17 protein-coding genes are annotated in these 15,287 nt (G+C 42.3%); 12 read left to right on the top strand and 5 right to left on the bottom strand.

Going from position 1 to position 15,287, the window contains the following annotated elements:
- Nucleotides 1-5: 5 nt before the first annotated feature.
- The 7 genes from rpmJ to E0H79_RS00380 all read left to right on the top strand — a co-directional run bounded on the left by rpmJ (nucleotide 6) and on the right by E0H79_RS00380 (nucleotide 4,732).
- The gene (gene rpmJ, locus E0H79_RS00410) at nucleotides 6-122 is read left to right on the top strand and encodes a 50S ribosomal protein L36 (protein WP_000867907.1); all 117 of its coding nucleotides are present in this window, start codon (nucleotides 6-8) and stop codon (nucleotides 120-122) included.
- Nucleotides 123-229: 107 nt separating this feature from the next.
- Nucleotides 230-586 (top strand): 30S ribosomal protein S13, encoded by a 357-nt coding sequence (rpsM, locus tag E0H79_RS00405; RefSeq protein ID WP_004974734.1) that lies wholly within the window; start codon nucleotides 230-232, stop codon nucleotides 584-586.
- Between the two features lie 19 nt (nucleotides 587-605).
- Nucleotides 606-992 carry a 30S ribosomal protein S11 gene (gene rpsK / locus E0H79_RS00400; protein WP_001040166.1) on the top strand — a complete coding sequence of 129 codons (387 nt, stop codon included), beginning with the start codon at nucleotides 606-608 and terminating at the stop codon, nucleotides 990-992.
- A 12-nt stretch (nucleotides 993-1,004) separates the two neighbouring features.
- On the top strand, nucleotides 1,005-1,631 hold the full coding sequence (gene rpsD, locus E0H79_RS00395; RefSeq protein WP_004974744.1) for a 30S ribosomal protein S4: 627 nt from the start codon (nucleotides 1,005-1,007) through the stop codon (nucleotides 1,629-1,631).
- 17 nt (nucleotides 1,632-1,648) lie between these two features.
- A complete protein-coding gene (locus E0H79_RS00390) occupies nucleotides 1,649-2,656 on the top strand; it encodes a DNA-directed RNA polymerase subunit alpha (protein ID WP_004974745.1) in 1,008 nt (335 codons plus the stop codon).
- Between the two features lie 18 nt (nucleotides 2,657-2,674).
- Nucleotides 2,675-3,040: a 50S ribosomal protein L17 gene (rplQ, locus tag E0H79_RS00385; protein WP_004974746.1), complete on the top strand. Its 366-nt coding sequence runs from the start codon at nucleotides 2,675-2,677 to the stop codon at nucleotides 3,038-3,040.
- A gap of 201 nt (nucleotides 3,041-3,241) precedes the next feature.
- A complete protein-coding gene (locus E0H79_RS00380) occupies nucleotides 3,242-4,732 on the top strand; it encodes a flavin-containing monooxygenase (RefSeq protein ID WP_131260584.1) in 1,491 nt (496 codons plus the stop codon).
- Between the two features lie 74 nt (nucleotides 4,733-4,806).
- On the opposite strand, the gene E0H79_RS00375 is transcribed toward E0H79_RS00380, so the two are convergent.
- The gene (locus E0H79_RS00375; RefSeq protein WP_131260583.1) at nucleotides 4,807-5,979 is read right to left on the bottom strand and encodes an acyl-CoA dehydrogenase family protein; all 1,173 of its coding nucleotides are present in this window, start codon (nucleotides 5,977-5,979) and stop codon (nucleotides 4,807-4,809) included.
- Nucleotides 5,980-6,164: 185 nt separating this feature from the next.
- On the opposite strand from E0H79_RS00375, the gene E0H79_RS00370 reads away from it, so the two are divergent.
- The 5 genes from E0H79_RS00370 (at nucleotide 6,165) to E0H79_RS00350 (ending at nucleotide 11,442) form a co-directional block, all read left to right on the top strand.
- On the top strand, nucleotides 6,165-6,422 hold the full coding sequence (locus E0H79_RS00370) for a succinate dehydrogenase assembly factor 2 (RefSeq protein ID WP_004974752.1): 258 nt from the start codon (nucleotides 6,165-6,167) through the stop codon (nucleotides 6,420-6,422).
- A complete protein-coding gene (locus tag E0H79_RS00365) occupies nucleotides 6,415-6,837 on the top strand; it encodes a protein YgfX (protein WP_131260582.1) in 423 nt (140 codons plus the stop codon). Before E0H79_RS00370 ends, E0H79_RS00365 begins: the two co-directional genes overlap by 8 nt.
- Nucleotides 6,838-7,282: 445 nt before the next feature.
- On the top strand, nucleotides 7,283-8,329 hold the full coding sequence (locus E0H79_RS00360; RefSeq protein ID WP_004974758.1) for a hypothetical protein: 1,047 nt from the start codon (nucleotides 7,283-7,285) through the stop codon (nucleotides 8,327-8,329).
- Nucleotides 8,330-8,432: 103 nt separating this feature from the next.
- Nucleotides 8,433-9,014 carry a rhombosortase gene (gene rrtA, locus E0H79_RS00355; RefSeq protein WP_104853260.1) on the top strand — a complete coding sequence of 194 codons (582 nt, stop codon included), beginning with the start codon at nucleotides 8,433-8,435 and terminating at the stop codon, nucleotides 9,012-9,014.
- 220 nt (nucleotides 9,015-9,234) lie between these two features.
- On the top strand, nucleotides 9,235-11,442 hold the full coding sequence (locus E0H79_RS00350) for a TRAP transporter large permease subunit (RefSeq protein ID WP_131260581.1): 2,208 nt from the start codon (nucleotides 9,235-9,237) through the stop codon (nucleotides 11,440-11,442).
- Nucleotides 11,443-11,551: 109 nt separating this feature from the next.
- On the opposite strand, the gene E0H79_RS00345 is transcribed toward E0H79_RS00350, so the two are convergent.
- The 4 genes from E0H79_RS00345 to E0H79_RS00330 all read right to left on the bottom strand — a co-directional run bounded on the left by E0H79_RS00345 (nucleotide 11,552) and on the right by E0H79_RS00330 (nucleotide 15,268).
- The gene (locus E0H79_RS00345; RefSeq protein ID WP_131260580.1) at nucleotides 11,552-12,445 is read right to left on the bottom strand and encodes a DMT family transporter; all 894 of its coding nucleotides are present in this window, start codon (nucleotides 12,443-12,445) and stop codon (nucleotides 11,552-11,554) included.
- A gap of 101 nt (nucleotides 12,446-12,546) precedes the next feature.
- Nucleotides 12,547-12,957 carry a hypothetical protein gene (locus tag E0H79_RS00340; protein ID WP_104852579.1) on the bottom strand — a complete coding sequence of 137 codons (411 nt, stop codon included), beginning with the start codon at nucleotides 12,955-12,957 and terminating at the stop codon, nucleotides 12,547-12,549.
- Between the two features lie 21 nt (nucleotides 12,958-12,978).
- Nucleotides 12,979-13,188: a YheV family putative zinc ribbon protein gene (locus E0H79_RS00335; RefSeq protein ID WP_171324836.1), complete on the bottom strand. Its 210-nt coding sequence runs from the start codon at nucleotides 13,186-13,188 to the stop codon at nucleotides 12,979-12,981.
- Between the two features lie 40 nt (nucleotides 13,189-13,228).
- Nucleotides 13,229-15,268: a M3 family metallopeptidase gene (locus E0H79_RS00330; RefSeq protein WP_131260579.1), complete on the bottom strand. Its 2,040-nt coding sequence runs from the start codon at nucleotides 15,266-15,268 to the stop codon at nucleotides 13,229-13,231.
- Nucleotides 15,269-15,287 lie beyond the last annotated feature (19 nt).

Below are 15,287 nucleotides of genomic sequence, written 5' to 3'. Positions count from 1 at the left end.
TCATCATGAAAGTACAAGCTTCTGTAAAGAAAATTTGTGGTAGCTGCAAAGTTATCCGTCGTAATGGGGTTATTCGCGTAATTTGCAGCGCAGAACCTCGTCATAAGCAGCGTCAAGGTTAATTTGATTAAGACCTGTTGATTTCAGTAGGCTAATTAGGTTATTATCCGCCCCTCAAGATTTTTGTGGGGCGGTTGATTATCTTAACTGCCTTTTTGGAGAAAATTGAATGGCTCGTATTGCCGGTGTAAACATTCCGGATAACAAGCACGCTGTTATCTCTCTCACTTATATCTTTGGTATTGGTCGCCACACTGCTAAGACTATCTTAGCTGCTGCTGGTATCGCACCAACAACAAAGATCCGTGAATTAGATGACGCTCAGCTTGATGCGATTCGTGCAGAAGTTGCTAAGGTTCCGACCGAAGGTGACTTACGTCGCGAAATTTCCATGAACATTAAACGTTTAATGGATTTAGGCTGCTACCGCGGTCTTCGTCATCGTCGCAGCTTGCCTGTCCGTGGTCAACGCACCAAAACTAACGCACGTACCCGTAAAGGTCCGCGCAAACCGATTAAGAAATAAGATTTCTGGAAGCTAAAAGATGGCTAAAGATACTCGCACACGCAAGAAGGTCACTCGTACCGTCTCTGAAGGTGTTGCACACATTCACGCTTCTTTTAATAACACCATTGTGACCATTACCGATCGTCAAGGTAATGCACTGGCTTGGGCTACCTCAGGTGGACAAGGCTTCCGTGGATCACGTAAATCAACTCCGTTCGCTGCTCAGGTAGCTGCTGAAGTTGCTGGTAAAGCTGCTTTAGATTACGGTTTGAAAAACTTGGACGTCCTTGTTAAAGGTCCTGGTCCAGGTCGTGAGTCTGCGGTTCGTGCATTAGGTGCAGTGGGTTATAAAATTAACAGCATTACCGATGTGACTCCAATCCCTCACAACGGTTGCCGTCCACCTAAAAAACGTCGCGTGTAAGGAGAAACATTCATGGCTCGTTATATTGGTCCAAAATGCAAACTCTCTCGCCGCGAAGGGACAGACCTGCAACTAAAATCTGGCGTTAAACCATTTGACGTCAAAACTAAAAAACACGCTAAAGCTCCTGGCCAACATGGCGGGGCTCGTGGTGGTAAGCAATCTGAGTACTCACTACAATTACGTGAAAAACAAAAAGTACGTCGTATGTACGGTGTTTTAGAGCGTCAATTTAGTAACTACTATAAAGAAGCTGCTCGTGTGAAAGGCGCAACAGGTGAAAACTTGTTGAAATTGCTCGAAAGCCGTCTTGATAACGTTGTTTATCGCATGGGTTTTGGTTCTACACGTGCAGAAGCTCGTCAGCTTGTATCTCACCGTAGCATTACTTTAAATGGTCGTCGTGTTAACATTGCGTCTATTCAAGTTAAAGCTGGTGATGTAATTGCAGTTCACGAAGGTGCAAAACAACAATTACGTATTAAAAACGCAATTGAATTGGCTGCTCAACGTGGTATCCCTTCATGGATGGAAGTTGACCATTCTAAATTTGAAGGTACGTTTAAAGCTGCACCAGATCGTTCTGATTTACCTGCTGAAATCAACGAAAGCTTGATTGTAGAATTGTATTCTAAATAATCCTTGAGGTAGCAATAATGACGCGTACTGCAAATGAGTTTCTTACTCCGCAAGCGATCAAGGTCGAAGCGGCAAGCGGGACCTCGGCAAAAGTTATTCTAGAACCATTAGAGCGTGGCTTTGGTCACACTCTTGGTAATGCTTTACGTCGCATCCTTCTTTCTTCTTTACCTGGCGCAGCTGTGGTAGAAGTTGAAATTGAAGGTGTCGAGCACGAGTACAGTACTTTGGAAGGCTTGCAGCAGGACATCGTCGAGCTCTTGCTGAACCTGAAAGGATTGTCTATTAAGCTGTTCGATCAAAATGAAGCTTATTTGACATTGGAAAAACAAGGTCCAGGCGATGTAACTGCTGCAGACCTTCGTTTACCGCATAATGTTGAAGTGGTTAACCCTGAACACTTGATTGGCACTTTAAGTGCTACAGGCAATTTAAAAATGCGCCTGAAAGTTGCTCAAGGTCGTGGTTATGAAACATCTGACTCACGTTTCCCAGAAGGCGAAACTCGCCCTGTAGGTCGTTTGCAGTTAGATGCTTCTTATAGCCCAATTAAACGTGTGTCTTACATCGTAGAAAATGCGCGTGTAGAACAACGTACTGACCTTGACAAGTTGATCATTGATCTTGAAACCAATGGTACAGTTGATCCAGAAGAAGCAATCCGCAAAGCGGCAACAATCTTGCAACAACAAATTGCAATTTTTGTTGATCTTCAGAAAGATCAAGCTCCTGTTGCTCAAGAGCCTCGTGAAGAAGTTGACCCAATCTTGCTTCGTCCAGTAGATGATCTAGAGCTTACTGTTCGTTCTGCTAACTGTTTGAAAGCAGAAAATATTTACTACATTGGTGATCTTGTACAGCGTACTGAAGTTGAGCTACTTAAAACACCTAACTTGGGTAAAAAATCGCTTACAGAGATCAAAGATGTTCTGGCTTCTAAAGGCTTACAGCTCGGCATGCGTTTAGAGAACTGGCCACCGGCTAGTCTCCGTATGGACGATCGTTTCGCCTATCGTAGCCGTTAATTAAGTAGGACTATCACCATGCGTCATCGTAATAGTGGTGTGAAATTAGGCCGTACAAGCAGCCATCGCAAAGCGATGTTCCAAAACTTGGCTAATTCTTTGTTCGAACACGAGTTAATCAAAACAACTGTTCCTAAAGCAAAAGAATTACGTCGTGTTGCTGAGCCTTTAATCACTTTAGCTAAAAACGATACAGTAGCAAACCGTCGTTTAGCGTTTGCTCGTACTCGTTCAGCAGCAACTGTTGGTAAATTATTTACCGTTCTTGGCCCTCGTTACAAAGAGCGTAACGGCGGTTATCTACGTGTTCTTAAAGCGGGCTTCCGTGCGGGTGATGCTGCACCGATGGCTTACGTTGAGCTTGTAGATCGCGAAGTTAAATAATTTCGCTAAGAATAACGCACGTTGTTCAGAAAAAGACCGGTTTTACCGGTCTTTTTTTATGAAAAAAATATATTGAATCTCAATAAATGATGAAATTGTCCCGAATTGATATAAATTTTAGTAACTTTTGCTAAACTTGACATTGTGTATTGTCAAATTTATGCTTTAATAAAAAACATCATTCAAGCTGGACAATAAAACATGGATAAGCAGGTTGATATATTAATTATTGGGGCAGGGATTTCGGGCATTGGTGTAGCAGCACATTTAAGTCAAAACTGCCCACAGCGTTCTTTTGAAATTATTGAGCGTCGTCAAAGTTTTGGTGGCACTTGGGATTTATTCCAATATCCGGGCATTCGTTCAGATTCGGATATGTCGACTTTTGGTTATAATTTTAAGCCTTGGAAAAAAACCAATGTACTTGCCGATGGCGCATCTATCAAAGGTTATTTAGCAGAAGTCATTCAAGAAAAAGCCTTACATTCAAAAATTCATTTTAAACATCGTGTACTATCTGCCAATTATGATTCTCAAACACGTAAGTGGACGTTACGCATAGAAAATGCAGCACAACAGATTGAAACTTGGGTGGCTAATTTTGTTTTAGGCTGCACAGGCTATTACAATTACGATCAAGGTTTTCAGCCTGACTTTCCGAATCAGCAGGCGTTTAAAGGCACATTTATCCACCCTCAGCATTGGCCTGAAAATTTAGATTATCGTGGTAAAAAGGTGTTAATTATTGGCAGTGGTGCAACTGCGATTACCTTAGTCCCTGCCATGTCGAAAGGTGGTGCAGCGCATGTCACCATGCTGCAACGCTCACCGACATATATTGCTTCAGTGCCTGCAATGGATTTTGTTTATCAGCAAATGCGTAAAGTTTTGCCTGAAGATGTTGCTTACAAAATCACGCGCGCACGTAATATTGGCATGCAACGCGCAATTTATGCTTTAGCACAAAAACAGCCGAAATTACTGCGGACTTTGTTGCTGAAATCTATCCAAATGCAGCTCAAAGGCAAGGTGGATATGAAGCATTTCACGCCACATTATAATCCGTGGGATCAGCGTTTATGTGTTGTGCCTGATGGTGATTTATTTAAGATTTTACGCGAAGGGCATGCCTCGATTGAAACTGATCAAATTGCAAGTTTTACTGAAACAGGTGTGCAATTAAAATCAGGTAAGCATCTGGATGCCGATATTATTGTCTCTGCCACTGGTTTGAATATTCAGATTCTAGGTGGTATTCAAGCCACAATTGATGGTGAGCCTTTAGACACTTCTAAGCACATGCTGTATCAAGGTGTGATGGTTAGCGATGTGCCGAATATGGCGATGATTATTGGCTATATTAATGCATCTTGGACACTTAAAGTGGATGTGGCTGCGGATTATATTTGTCGTTTGCTCAATTATATGGATCGACAAGGTTATGACGAGGTGATTCCTCAAGGCGATCAAACTGAGTTATTGGAAGATACGGTGATGGGCAGTTTGAGTTCAGGCTATATCGCGCGTGCTGCTGATGTGATGCCGAAGCAAGGCAAACATGCGCCATGGCGAGTCACCAACAATTACTTAGAAGATCGCAAAACCTTAAAACAGGCAAGTTTTGAAGATGGTATTTTAAAGTTCAAACAAGCTGTGCCTGCACAGCAGCGTAAACCTAAATTAGTGTCTTAAATCATCAGGGGCAAAAATAGCATGGTGCAAGGGATTTAAAATCTCTTGCGCCATTTTATGTTGAGGTGGAAGTTTTATAAAGAACGTGAAATCAGCTCTTTCATAATTTCATTGGTGCCTGCATAAATGCGATTGGCCCGATTGTCTAAGTAAGCACGTGCAATTGGATACTCAAGCATATAGCCATAACCACCATGCAGTTGTAGACATTCATCCACCACTTTGGAGTACATCTCTGAAATTTTATATTTGGCGGCCGCTGCAGCTTCAACACTGAGCTGATCTTGAAGTTGTAACTGCATACATTGATCTAAAAAAGCACGACAGAAATCAATTTCGGTGCGTAATTCTGCCAGTTTAAAGCGCGTATTTTGAAAGCTATGAATACTTTTGCCAAAGGCTTGACGTTGCTGAGTATATTGCAGTGTATGTGCAAAAGCAGCTTCTGCACCTGCTTGGCAAATAATCGCGACAATTAAGCGTTCCCAAGCCAGTTCTTTCATCAGCATGATAAAGCCCATGCCTTCTGCACCCAATAAATTGCTGCGAGGCACGCGGACATTATCAAAAAATAATTCGCAAGTGTCCTGACCTTTCATACCAATTTTATTCAGTGGTTTGCCTTTGCTAAATCCCGCACGGTCTGCTTCTACCAATATTAAAGACAGATTGGCTGAACCTTTGTCTGTGTTCGCTGTTTTACATACCACAATCGCCATGTCGCACAAATAGCCGTTGGTAATAAAAATTTTAGAACCATTAATCACGTATTCATCGCCATCCAATACCGCAGAGGTACGCACAGCTTGTAAGTCTGAACCTGTACCGGGTTCGGTCATGGCAATCGCGGTTATCACTTCGCCTGTGGCCATGCGGGGTAACCAGTGTTGTTTTTGTTCAGTTGTGCCAAAGTTATTAATGTAATTGGCGACAATATCTGAATGCAGTGAAAAACCGGTAGCACTGTCACCTGCATAGGCTTGTTCTTCAATCAAAATCATGCTGTATAAGCGGTCTACCCCTGAACCTGCATATTCTTCAGGCATGGTGCTACACAGCAAACCCAAAGTACCTGCTTTACGCCATAGATCACGGTCTACATGCTGCTGCGCTTCAAATTTTTCAGTATGGGGGATGACTTCCTGCAAATAGAATTTTCGTACCAAATCACGAAAACTATCGTGTTCAGCACTGAATAAGGTGCGCGGTAACATATTGGCAATGGGGCGAATTGCGGCAGATTGCATGGTTTTATCTTCTTGATGTTGTTATTTTGAATTCACCTTAGAAGAATTTATAGGGGGCAACAAGGTGCAAAAGTTTCAATTGCAAATGAAAGATGATGCTTTTGGTCAATGCTGCATAAAAGTCATCGAAACTTTAAAAGGGGTCGGTTAAACTAGCCTGAGTTTAATTTTAATGGGGAAACCGCATGAGTGATGACATCAGCTTAGAAGAACGCAAAGTGATTTACCGTGCCCGTCGTGGTTTAAAGGAAATTGATGTCTATTTTGACCCGTATGTGAAAAATCATTATTTGACTGCCAGTGCGGAAGAAAAACAAATGTTTGCCGATTTGGTTGAGCAGGAAGACCCAGATTTATTGGATTGGTTTATGGAAGTGTCTGAGCCACCACGTCCTGAGTTGAAAGATTTTATCCGTAAACTAAAGCATTATGTGCATGGCTAAGCAGCAGTTTCAGCTGAAACCTAGTGTCATCGCAATAGTGTTTCAGCTGATGATCGCTCTACTCATCGTTTGGCTTTTACTACAAGTGTTAAAGCCATGGCTTAGCGTTGTATGTATTGTCATTATGGGCTGGACATATTTTAAATTTGTTCGTGCAAACCGAATTGTTGGTTTAGATCAATTAGATGACCGTGAATGGTCAATTTCCTATCTCGCGCCTCGTGTAGTATCACAACAGATTAAAAGCACAGCTCGCCAAATTGAAATTCAGCGTGTGCAACTGCGTCAAGTGATAGATCATCAAATTTATATCGTCATGGAATTTCAGCAAGCCTTTAAACCTGTGGTGATTTGGTGTGATCAGGTTTCCAAGGCGGAATGGAAGGCTCTAAAAGTATTGGCGAAAATGCTCTAATTTACAGACAGCTGTATATTTTTATAATAATAAAAAACTATAAGTATCATAAAGATAAAATTATCATCTATTTTTCGTGTCCTGATCAGTCATTTTATATTGGCATAAAAGATTACACATATCCCTATTTTCAGTTATATTCATTCCAGACAAGTGTAGATCAATACAAATCAGATTCCTGAAATGTGCAGATTTAAATTTAGTCGAAAGATTTTTTAAGATAAGCCCGAATTGGGCATCAGTTAATAAGTAGCATGTGCTGAACCGTCGCAATGCTACTTTTTTTTGCCTAAATTTTGTCGGATGACAGATTTCAGTCAATTTTAGTCACTTTAAAACATGGCAAAGTTATCCATCTGAAGCAGCAAGTAGACGCTTTTATTCAGATATTGCTTCTGCTATGTTTGTTGCAATGGACATAAACACAATTATAGAGGACAGGAAAATGTCGCAAGTCCAAAAAATAGGCCAGGGTGTGGCCGTATTTGCAATCACAAGTTTATTATTATCAGGTTGTTCACAAGTGATCAAAACAGGTGCCAATGTCGCACTTGGATTTACTGAAAAACATATTGTGCCGCCAATTTTAGCGATGGAAGATGCTGAAATGGTGTGTAATTCTGGTAATTCCTTAACCCCTGCCATTATGGCGACTAAAGATATGGGCGCAGACCCAACCCGTGTTGCGGTACTAATGTATTCGGCTGCGGGTATTTGTGCCGAAGAAAAAGCTTTGGATGCTGAATTGCGTTATTTACGTGCAGCAAAAGCAGGGCAAGTGGGCGAAGCGCAAGATGCGCGGATTCAGCAAAAACGTTGGGCGGCTTTGGCGGCACAGCGCCAATACACAGGCTATCAATTGTTTCAGCATCGTTGGGAAAAGAAATATCGGAAACCTTTGGGCGAAGGTTGTCCAAAAATGAACAGTGATATTGATCAAACTGTGTATATGTTGGGGATGTTGAGTGGCTTGCAAGCCATGACCAATGATATTAATTCAGGCGGGGCAGTGCATGTGCCTAAAGATATTGCCGCGATTGTTGAACGTGGTATGACCTGTTTAAACAATGAAAAATTCTGGGGCGCACCAGAGGCTACACGTGCCGTAATTTGGACTTTGCTTCCAGGTGCGGGAGATGGCAAACCTGATCCGTATCAAACCTTAAAGCAGTCGATGCAAATTGGTGAAAATAAAGGGGTGCGTTTATCACACGCTTTATATGCGGTTGCTGCCCAAGCCAGTGGTGAAGATGCCAAAATCCGCGATGCACTCAAAGCCTTTTCTAATGCACGCAGTGACGAAAAACCTGTAAATCCACAATTTAAATTGATTGATGCCATGGCAGGAAGCATGGTACAAGGAATTTCAGACCGTTACTGGACTGAACATACAGGTGTGCGTACTGGTGATCAGCAACGTTTCTGGGATGAACAAGATGATTCATCTGAATTAGATGATTTATTTAATGAGGATACGGCAGCTCAATTGTAAAAATATCAAGATTGCCCAATTCAATATAGACAAGAAATTTTAGGATTGGGCAATCCGTTTGCCGAAGCACATAACAAGAATAATTTGGAGGATGCAAGCGCCTATGCAATATTCATCTCAATTTCTCAGTCGAAAAATTGTGTTTATTGCGGCATGTATGTCGGTTTCGGCATGTTTGCAGATTTTTGCAGAGCATTTTATTTATTGGTCTACACATTTATTGGATGAATTTTGGCGCTTATGGACAGGGCATTGGGTGCATGTGGGCTGGATTCATTATTTACTCAATATGATCGCGTTTGCCTGTTTACCTTTTATTTTTCCGCATGCCAAAGTATGGCACTTTGTGGCGCTTTTGTTGGTACTACCGCCAGCGATTAGTCTGAGTTTCTATTACTTCCTTGCCGATATTGATGCCTATGCAGGACTTTCTGGGGTGTTGCATGGTGCTTATGTGGCGGTGGCATGTGTGCATTTGCTTTATAAAAAAGAACGTGGCTTTGCCACATTGGTCTTGCTGCTTATTTTATCTAAACTGATTTGGGAAAATACCGTGGGCAGTTTGGGTACAGCAGAATTAATCGGGAGTCCTGTATTAGTTGAGGCACATTTATTGGGGGTGATTTGGGGAGTAATTTTTGCACTGGCTTATATTATTTGGGCCTATTGCATTGATCCGCATTAAAATTACATCAAAATGATGGCAAAAAGGGCTCACATAAAATCTCACAATTGACCATTTTTACTTAAAAGAAAATCTATATTGTCATTTTAAAAATAACGACGTTCATTCACATTTAAACTGAATACAAAAATGCTCAATGGAAGATGGACATTCCGTTGAATAAGGATAGACAGAAATTCGAGTGTCTCGGTTTCTGCATAGAATAAAAACAGGAAAATATATGCACAATAACGGACAACGCAGGTCTGGCTTGGCTTTGCTCAGACATATATGGACAGAATGGATTTCTACATTCGTTATTTTGATCTTGTTGCTACTGACACTTATTATTGGTACAGGTGAAATGGTACATGGTCAGTTGTTGCGCATGGGTGAACGCCTATACGGTGACCCTGCAACGGGTATGCAGTATTCATTTTTGCGTGCCGAACCCACTGCACCTGACTGCGAACGCAACCCCGATATCGATGCACAAGTACATGCCCAAATGCAAGCCAATGCTGCTGATGAGTTTGCCGATATTTTTGGTACTGCCTCTGAGTCAGATGTCCGTGCTTCAATTTTGGCAGCCAAACAAATTTGTGAAGAAAAATTTCAATTTCATGATCAGGCGATTCAGCATATTCAAGCCCATCCAAGCTTGAAAATTTATCGAACCATTGAAACCTCTTTTTTTGGTATTTTTAAATTTGGTACTGAAAACCGTGCCATTTTATTGGTATTGATGGTGGTCTTTGCTGCAATTAGTGCCACTTTAAAGACCCATCACATTGGTTTACGTGGCCCTGCGACCAAAATTGACTTCAAGGTGTATTCGACCTTAATGGTGGTGGCGAATGGTTTCTTAACCTCGTCAAGTATCAGTCAATATCGTTCAGTACTCAATTCAGGCGTACCGATGAGTGGTGAAACGCAAATCATTTACTGGATGTGGATGATTCTGTTTGCAACTCTGACTTTAATTAGTTTATTCCAGCTTATTAAGCCACCTGCACCGACCCGTGAAGGCGGTAGTTTAGGTCTTGCTTTCCTGAGCGTACCTTTGTATGCCTATATGGCAATTAGTACGGGTTTCTCTTTTACCTTCCTGATGGATTATCCAATGGGGCAAGGGATTTACCTAGGGCAACTGGTCGAATTCTCTAGTATTTTCTTGAACTTGGCTTTGTTTATTTGGGCGGGGATGTTGCTCAAACAAACCCGAATTGTGGATTTGTTCCTGAATATTCTGCGTCCGTGGAATTTGGCACCTGAAACTTTAACCTGGCTGATTTTGATTGCTGCGGCATTGCCGACGGCTTATACCGGTGCATCGGGGATTTTTGTCATTGCCGCAGGTGCGATCATTTATAAAGAAGTTTGGAATGCGGGTGGACGACGTCAGTTTGCACTGGCGGCAACAGCTATGTCGGGTTCAATGGGGGTCGTGCTTCGTCCATGCCTATTGATTGTTGTGGTGGCATCGCTGAATAAAGAAGTCACAACGGACATGCTGTATCACTATGGTTTGTATGTGTTCCTACTGACTTCAACCCTATTTTTAGTGATTTCGTTGTTCTTTGCTGAAAATAAATTCCGCATTGCTGCACCGAACATAGCTGCGCCATTGTCCTTACGTGCTTTTGGCCCAGTATTGCCATATATCCTCATTTTTATGTTGATTTGGTTGTTCTATAAATATGCTTTAGACACCAATATGAATGAATTTACTGCACCTGTAATGATGCCGGTTATTTTATTGATGATGGTGTTGTTTGATAAATTGCGCCATGAACCTGCGCCTATTCCAGCGATGGGGCAGTGGGATCAGACTTTAGATCACAAGCCTGTAGCACAACAGACAGCAGCTTCATCTGAGCGCTCATTATTGACTGCACCTGATTCACCATTGCGTCAGTATGGTTTCTTCAAAGCTCTGCATTTATCGACCAGTGAAACGGTGGGACATATTGGGGCATTGGTAATTTTGATGGCGCTTTCAGTCAGTGTAGGTGGCTATTTAGAACGCATTGAAATTATGGAAGCGTTCCCAACCGACATTAGCAGCATCTTTATTGTGATTAGCCTGATTGTTGCCCTGATGATTTTTGTGGGCATGATTATGGATCCATTCGGTGCGGTAATTCTAATTTCGGCAACAGTTGCGCCCGTGGCGTATCAGTATGGGATTCATCCTGTGCATTTCTGGATGATTACCCTCATCGGCTTTGAATTGGGCTATGTGACGCCACCTGTAGCGCTGAATCACTTATTGGCAAGGCAGTCAATTGGTGATGAAGAAGTCGCTGCAGCCGATGCGGAAGTTCGTCATAAACCGTTCTATTATCGCTTTGAGCGTTGGGTTTTACCTGTGATTGTGATGCTGCCTGCGATGTTGATTATTGCCTATGTACCGTATGTGTTTAAGCTATTCGGTTGGTATGAATAAGCATACTTAATCACAGTCATCTTATTGTTTAACAACACCCTGTAGTTCGCTACGGGGTGTTTTTTTATAAGGTTTATGAGGCTGATGTGTAGGGAATACAAAAACAGCATTAAGAATGTGGTGAGTGGTGATTCAGGTGTTTTTGTAACAGTGGACTGCACAAAATAATGGCAAGCAAAATTAGGGCAAAGCCAATTAAACTAAATAAGTCTGGCGTTTCATGCCAAAAGCTAAAGCCCCAAATCCCTGCAAAAATAATCGCAATGTAATTGACAGGGCCAATTTGCCCAGCAGGGGCAAGACGGTAGGCATTGGACATAAAGATCTGACTGATATTGGCCAGCAATCCTGCACCAATTAAAAAACTCAATTCTTTTAAGTTGTAAGGACGCCATGACCAGAACATCGGTACAACAGAAATGAGTGTCCCAATCATGCAAAAATAAAACACAATGCGTTCAGGCGGTTCGGTTTGAGTCAGGGCGCGTACCGTGACAAAAGCCATCGCTGCTAAAAAACTGGCACTGAGTCCAATTGCGGACATGCTATTAAACATACCTGCATCGGGTTTGGCGACAAATAACACGCCAAATAAACCAATGAACGCAGCCAATAGCATCGGTTTGGTGATTTTTTCTTTAAGGAATAGCCATGCAATTAAGGGAATAAAAATAGGCGATGAATAGGTAAAGACCATCGCATTGGACAGTTTTAGATTGGCAATCGCGTAGAAAAAACCATACATGGCGGTTAAGCCGACCACCGAACGCCAAGTGTGCATCCATAACTTTTCAGTTTTAAAAAAGCCCAAGCCTTTATTGAAAATGAACGGGATAAAAATAAACAAACCAATAAAATTACGGAAAAATACCACTGTGGCATTATCTACCGTTTCTGAGGCGTAACGAACGCACACTCCCATGAGTGAAAACAGAAAGGCAGAGCAGGTCAACAGCATAATTGCTTTGAGCAAATTTTGTTGGGCAGAACCAGAAGATGTCATACAAATAAAGCCAGAATAACCTCTGGCTATTCTAGCTTAAATTGGCTACAACACTGACCCTTTATCGTATTTTAAAATGACTGATGTGAAGCAGAGGAGGCTTACTGTGCCAGTTGGGCTTCCAGTATTTTGATTTGTTCTTCTTTCAGTTTAATCAATTCATCGGCATCGTTATGTTGCTGTTTTAATAAGGCACGTTGATCATTCAGCTGATTTTGAATGTCATCTAATTTAGCCACTTCTTCTTTGGCAAGCGCTGCATTCTCAGATACAGGTGCTTTGAGTAAATCTTCTGTGACCAACTGTTTTGGTGCTGCTTCATCTTCTTGCAATGGCGTTGCTTCAGCAGGTACAGCTTTCGCTACAGACGCCGTAGTTGGGGCAGTTTCTATAGGCGCAGTATTGTCGCTATCGCCCATCCATTGAAAGATAAATACGGCAATAATGACAATAATTAACCCACCCGTAATCGCCCATAAAAGCTTAGGGTTATGTCGTTGATCTTCAGTCATGCGTTGTTGAACCTTATTGTTTTACTTTGACTGACGCGGCTTAAACTGGATCACCCCAATTTCATCTGAAACCTCTGGGATTTCAGGTTCATCAATATGTGTTGGACGGTTTTCCGTATAATCACACTCGATACATTCGATCCATTCAGCTTCGTCAGCGGTGAGCATGACAACCCGATCCATCGCCTGACATTTCGGACATTTTGCGCCTGCAATGAAACGACGTTTAATGGTCATCACGACTCCCCTAACTTCATCTAAAGTTCTTAGTTTAAGCGTTTTTGACTATGTTCGTCCAACCTTGATGACGTAATAGTGCGTCTATTTTTGGCTCGCGTCCGCGGAAATTGATAAATGCGTCAAGCGCTGAATCTTTTCCGCCAACTGCTAGAATAAACTGTCTAAACTGCTTGCCAGTTTCGGTGTTAAATAGCCCTTCATTTTCAAAGCGATCAAAGGCATCGCTGGCCAAAACCTCTGCCCATTTGTATGAATAATATCCTGCAGCATAGCCGCCTGCGAAAATATGGCTGAAGCTGTGCTGGAAGCGGTTGTAAGCTGTAGTTGGCGCAACGGCATAGTTTTGACGAATATCATCTAGCATGGCTTGAATCTGTTCCGCATTTAAAGCAGGGTTGCTGCGATGAATACTTAAATCGAACAGGGCAAATTCAATTTGGCGCAGGCTCTGCATTCCCGACTGGAAGAAACGTGCATCTAACAGTGCTTTAAGCAGGTGTTCTGGCAGGGTGTCTTGGGTTTCAATATGCGCACTCAGCATATCTAAACTATCTTGATCCCAAGTCCAAAATTCCATGAATTGGCTTGGTAATTCCACCGCATCCCAAGCGACACCATGTGTACCTGCCACAGCAATATTATCTACTTCAGTTAGCATGTGATGTAAGCCATGTCCAAATTCATGGAATAGGGTGATGACTTCATCATGCGTTAAAAGCGCGGGTTGGTCTGCAACAGGTGGGGTAAAGTTACACACCATATAGCAAATTGGTTTTTGTAAACCTTGTGCCAATTGCATGCGTGAACGGAAACCACTCATCCATGCGCCGCCGCGTTTGCCTGTACGGGCATATAGATCAAAGTAAAAACCACCAATCACTTGACCTTGATCTTCAAGTTCAAAATAACGTGCATCAGGATGCCAAACAGGGGCAGCGCGCTCAATAATATCGACATCGTATAAACGCTTGACGATGCTAAATAGACCTTCAACCACTTTCGGTGCAGGGAAATATGGTTTTAACATTTCTTGTGAAAGGTTAAATTGCTGTAATTTTAATTTTTCAGAATAGTAGCCTGTATCCCACGGTTGTAAGGTATCAATCCCATCTTGGGCGGCAATGGCTTTGAGTTCGGCAATTTCTTGTTCTGCAGGTGCACGAGCATGTTCTGCCAGTTCACGCAGGAATTGATCGACTGCTTCGACACTTGGTGCCATTTTGCTGGCAAGGGATAATTCTGCATAGTTGTTAAAACCGAGCAATTGCGCCATTTCTTGACGTAAACGCAAGATTTCTTCCATGATCGGGGTGTTGTCAAATTCAGACTGGGCTGATTGATCGGACGCGCGAGTAGTGTATGCCTGATACAAGGTTTCGCGCAAAGCACGATCATCGGCATAGGTCATAATGGCTAAATAGGCAGGAATATCCAGTGTTGCCACAGCTTGTTCCAATTCGCGTTGCTGACCATATTGTTTCAGCAATTCAACGCTGCTTGGCGGTAAACCTTTGAGCTGATCTTCGGACAATACTTTGTAATAGGCTTGGGTGGCATCCAATACATGATTGGAAAAGTCTGATGACAGTTGCGATAAACGCGCTGAAATTTCAGCATAGCGTTTTTTAGCTTCACCTTCTAAGGCCACACCTGACAGTTTAAAGTCGCGCAATGCCAGTTGAATTGCGCTTTGTTGTGCAGCAGGCAAATCTTTAAAGGTGTTGGCGTCGTGAATATGTTGATAGCTTTGATACAACACCGTGTGCTGACCCAATTGAGTGTAGTAGTCGCTTAAACTTGGTAACAGCGCTTGATACACTTCGCGGGTTTCAGGATTATTCATGACCGCATTTAAATGTGACAGCACGCCCCATGCTTCGCTCATGTTATTTTCGAGCTGATCAATCTGTTCTAAAACATTTAATTGCGCCGTCGTATTTTCAGGTACTGCAGTCAGATTATTTAAAAAGTTTTGTCCCTGCTGAATGGCATGCTCAATTTTTTGTTTTAAATCTGCCAGGGTAATTTGATCAAATTGTGGAACAGGCAAAGTTGCCTTTTCTAATGTCATGTCGGTCTGCCGATTTATT

The organism is Acinetobacter sp. ANC 5045 (assembly GCF_004331005.1).
In the GTDB taxonomy this organism is placed as follows: Bacteria; Pseudomonadota; Gammaproteobacteria; order Pseudomonadales; family Moraxellaceae; genus Acinetobacter; species Acinetobacter towneri.
The sequence above is the reverse complement of the archived record's forward strand: the minus strand, read 5'-3'. Positions and strand labels throughout refer to the sequence as shown.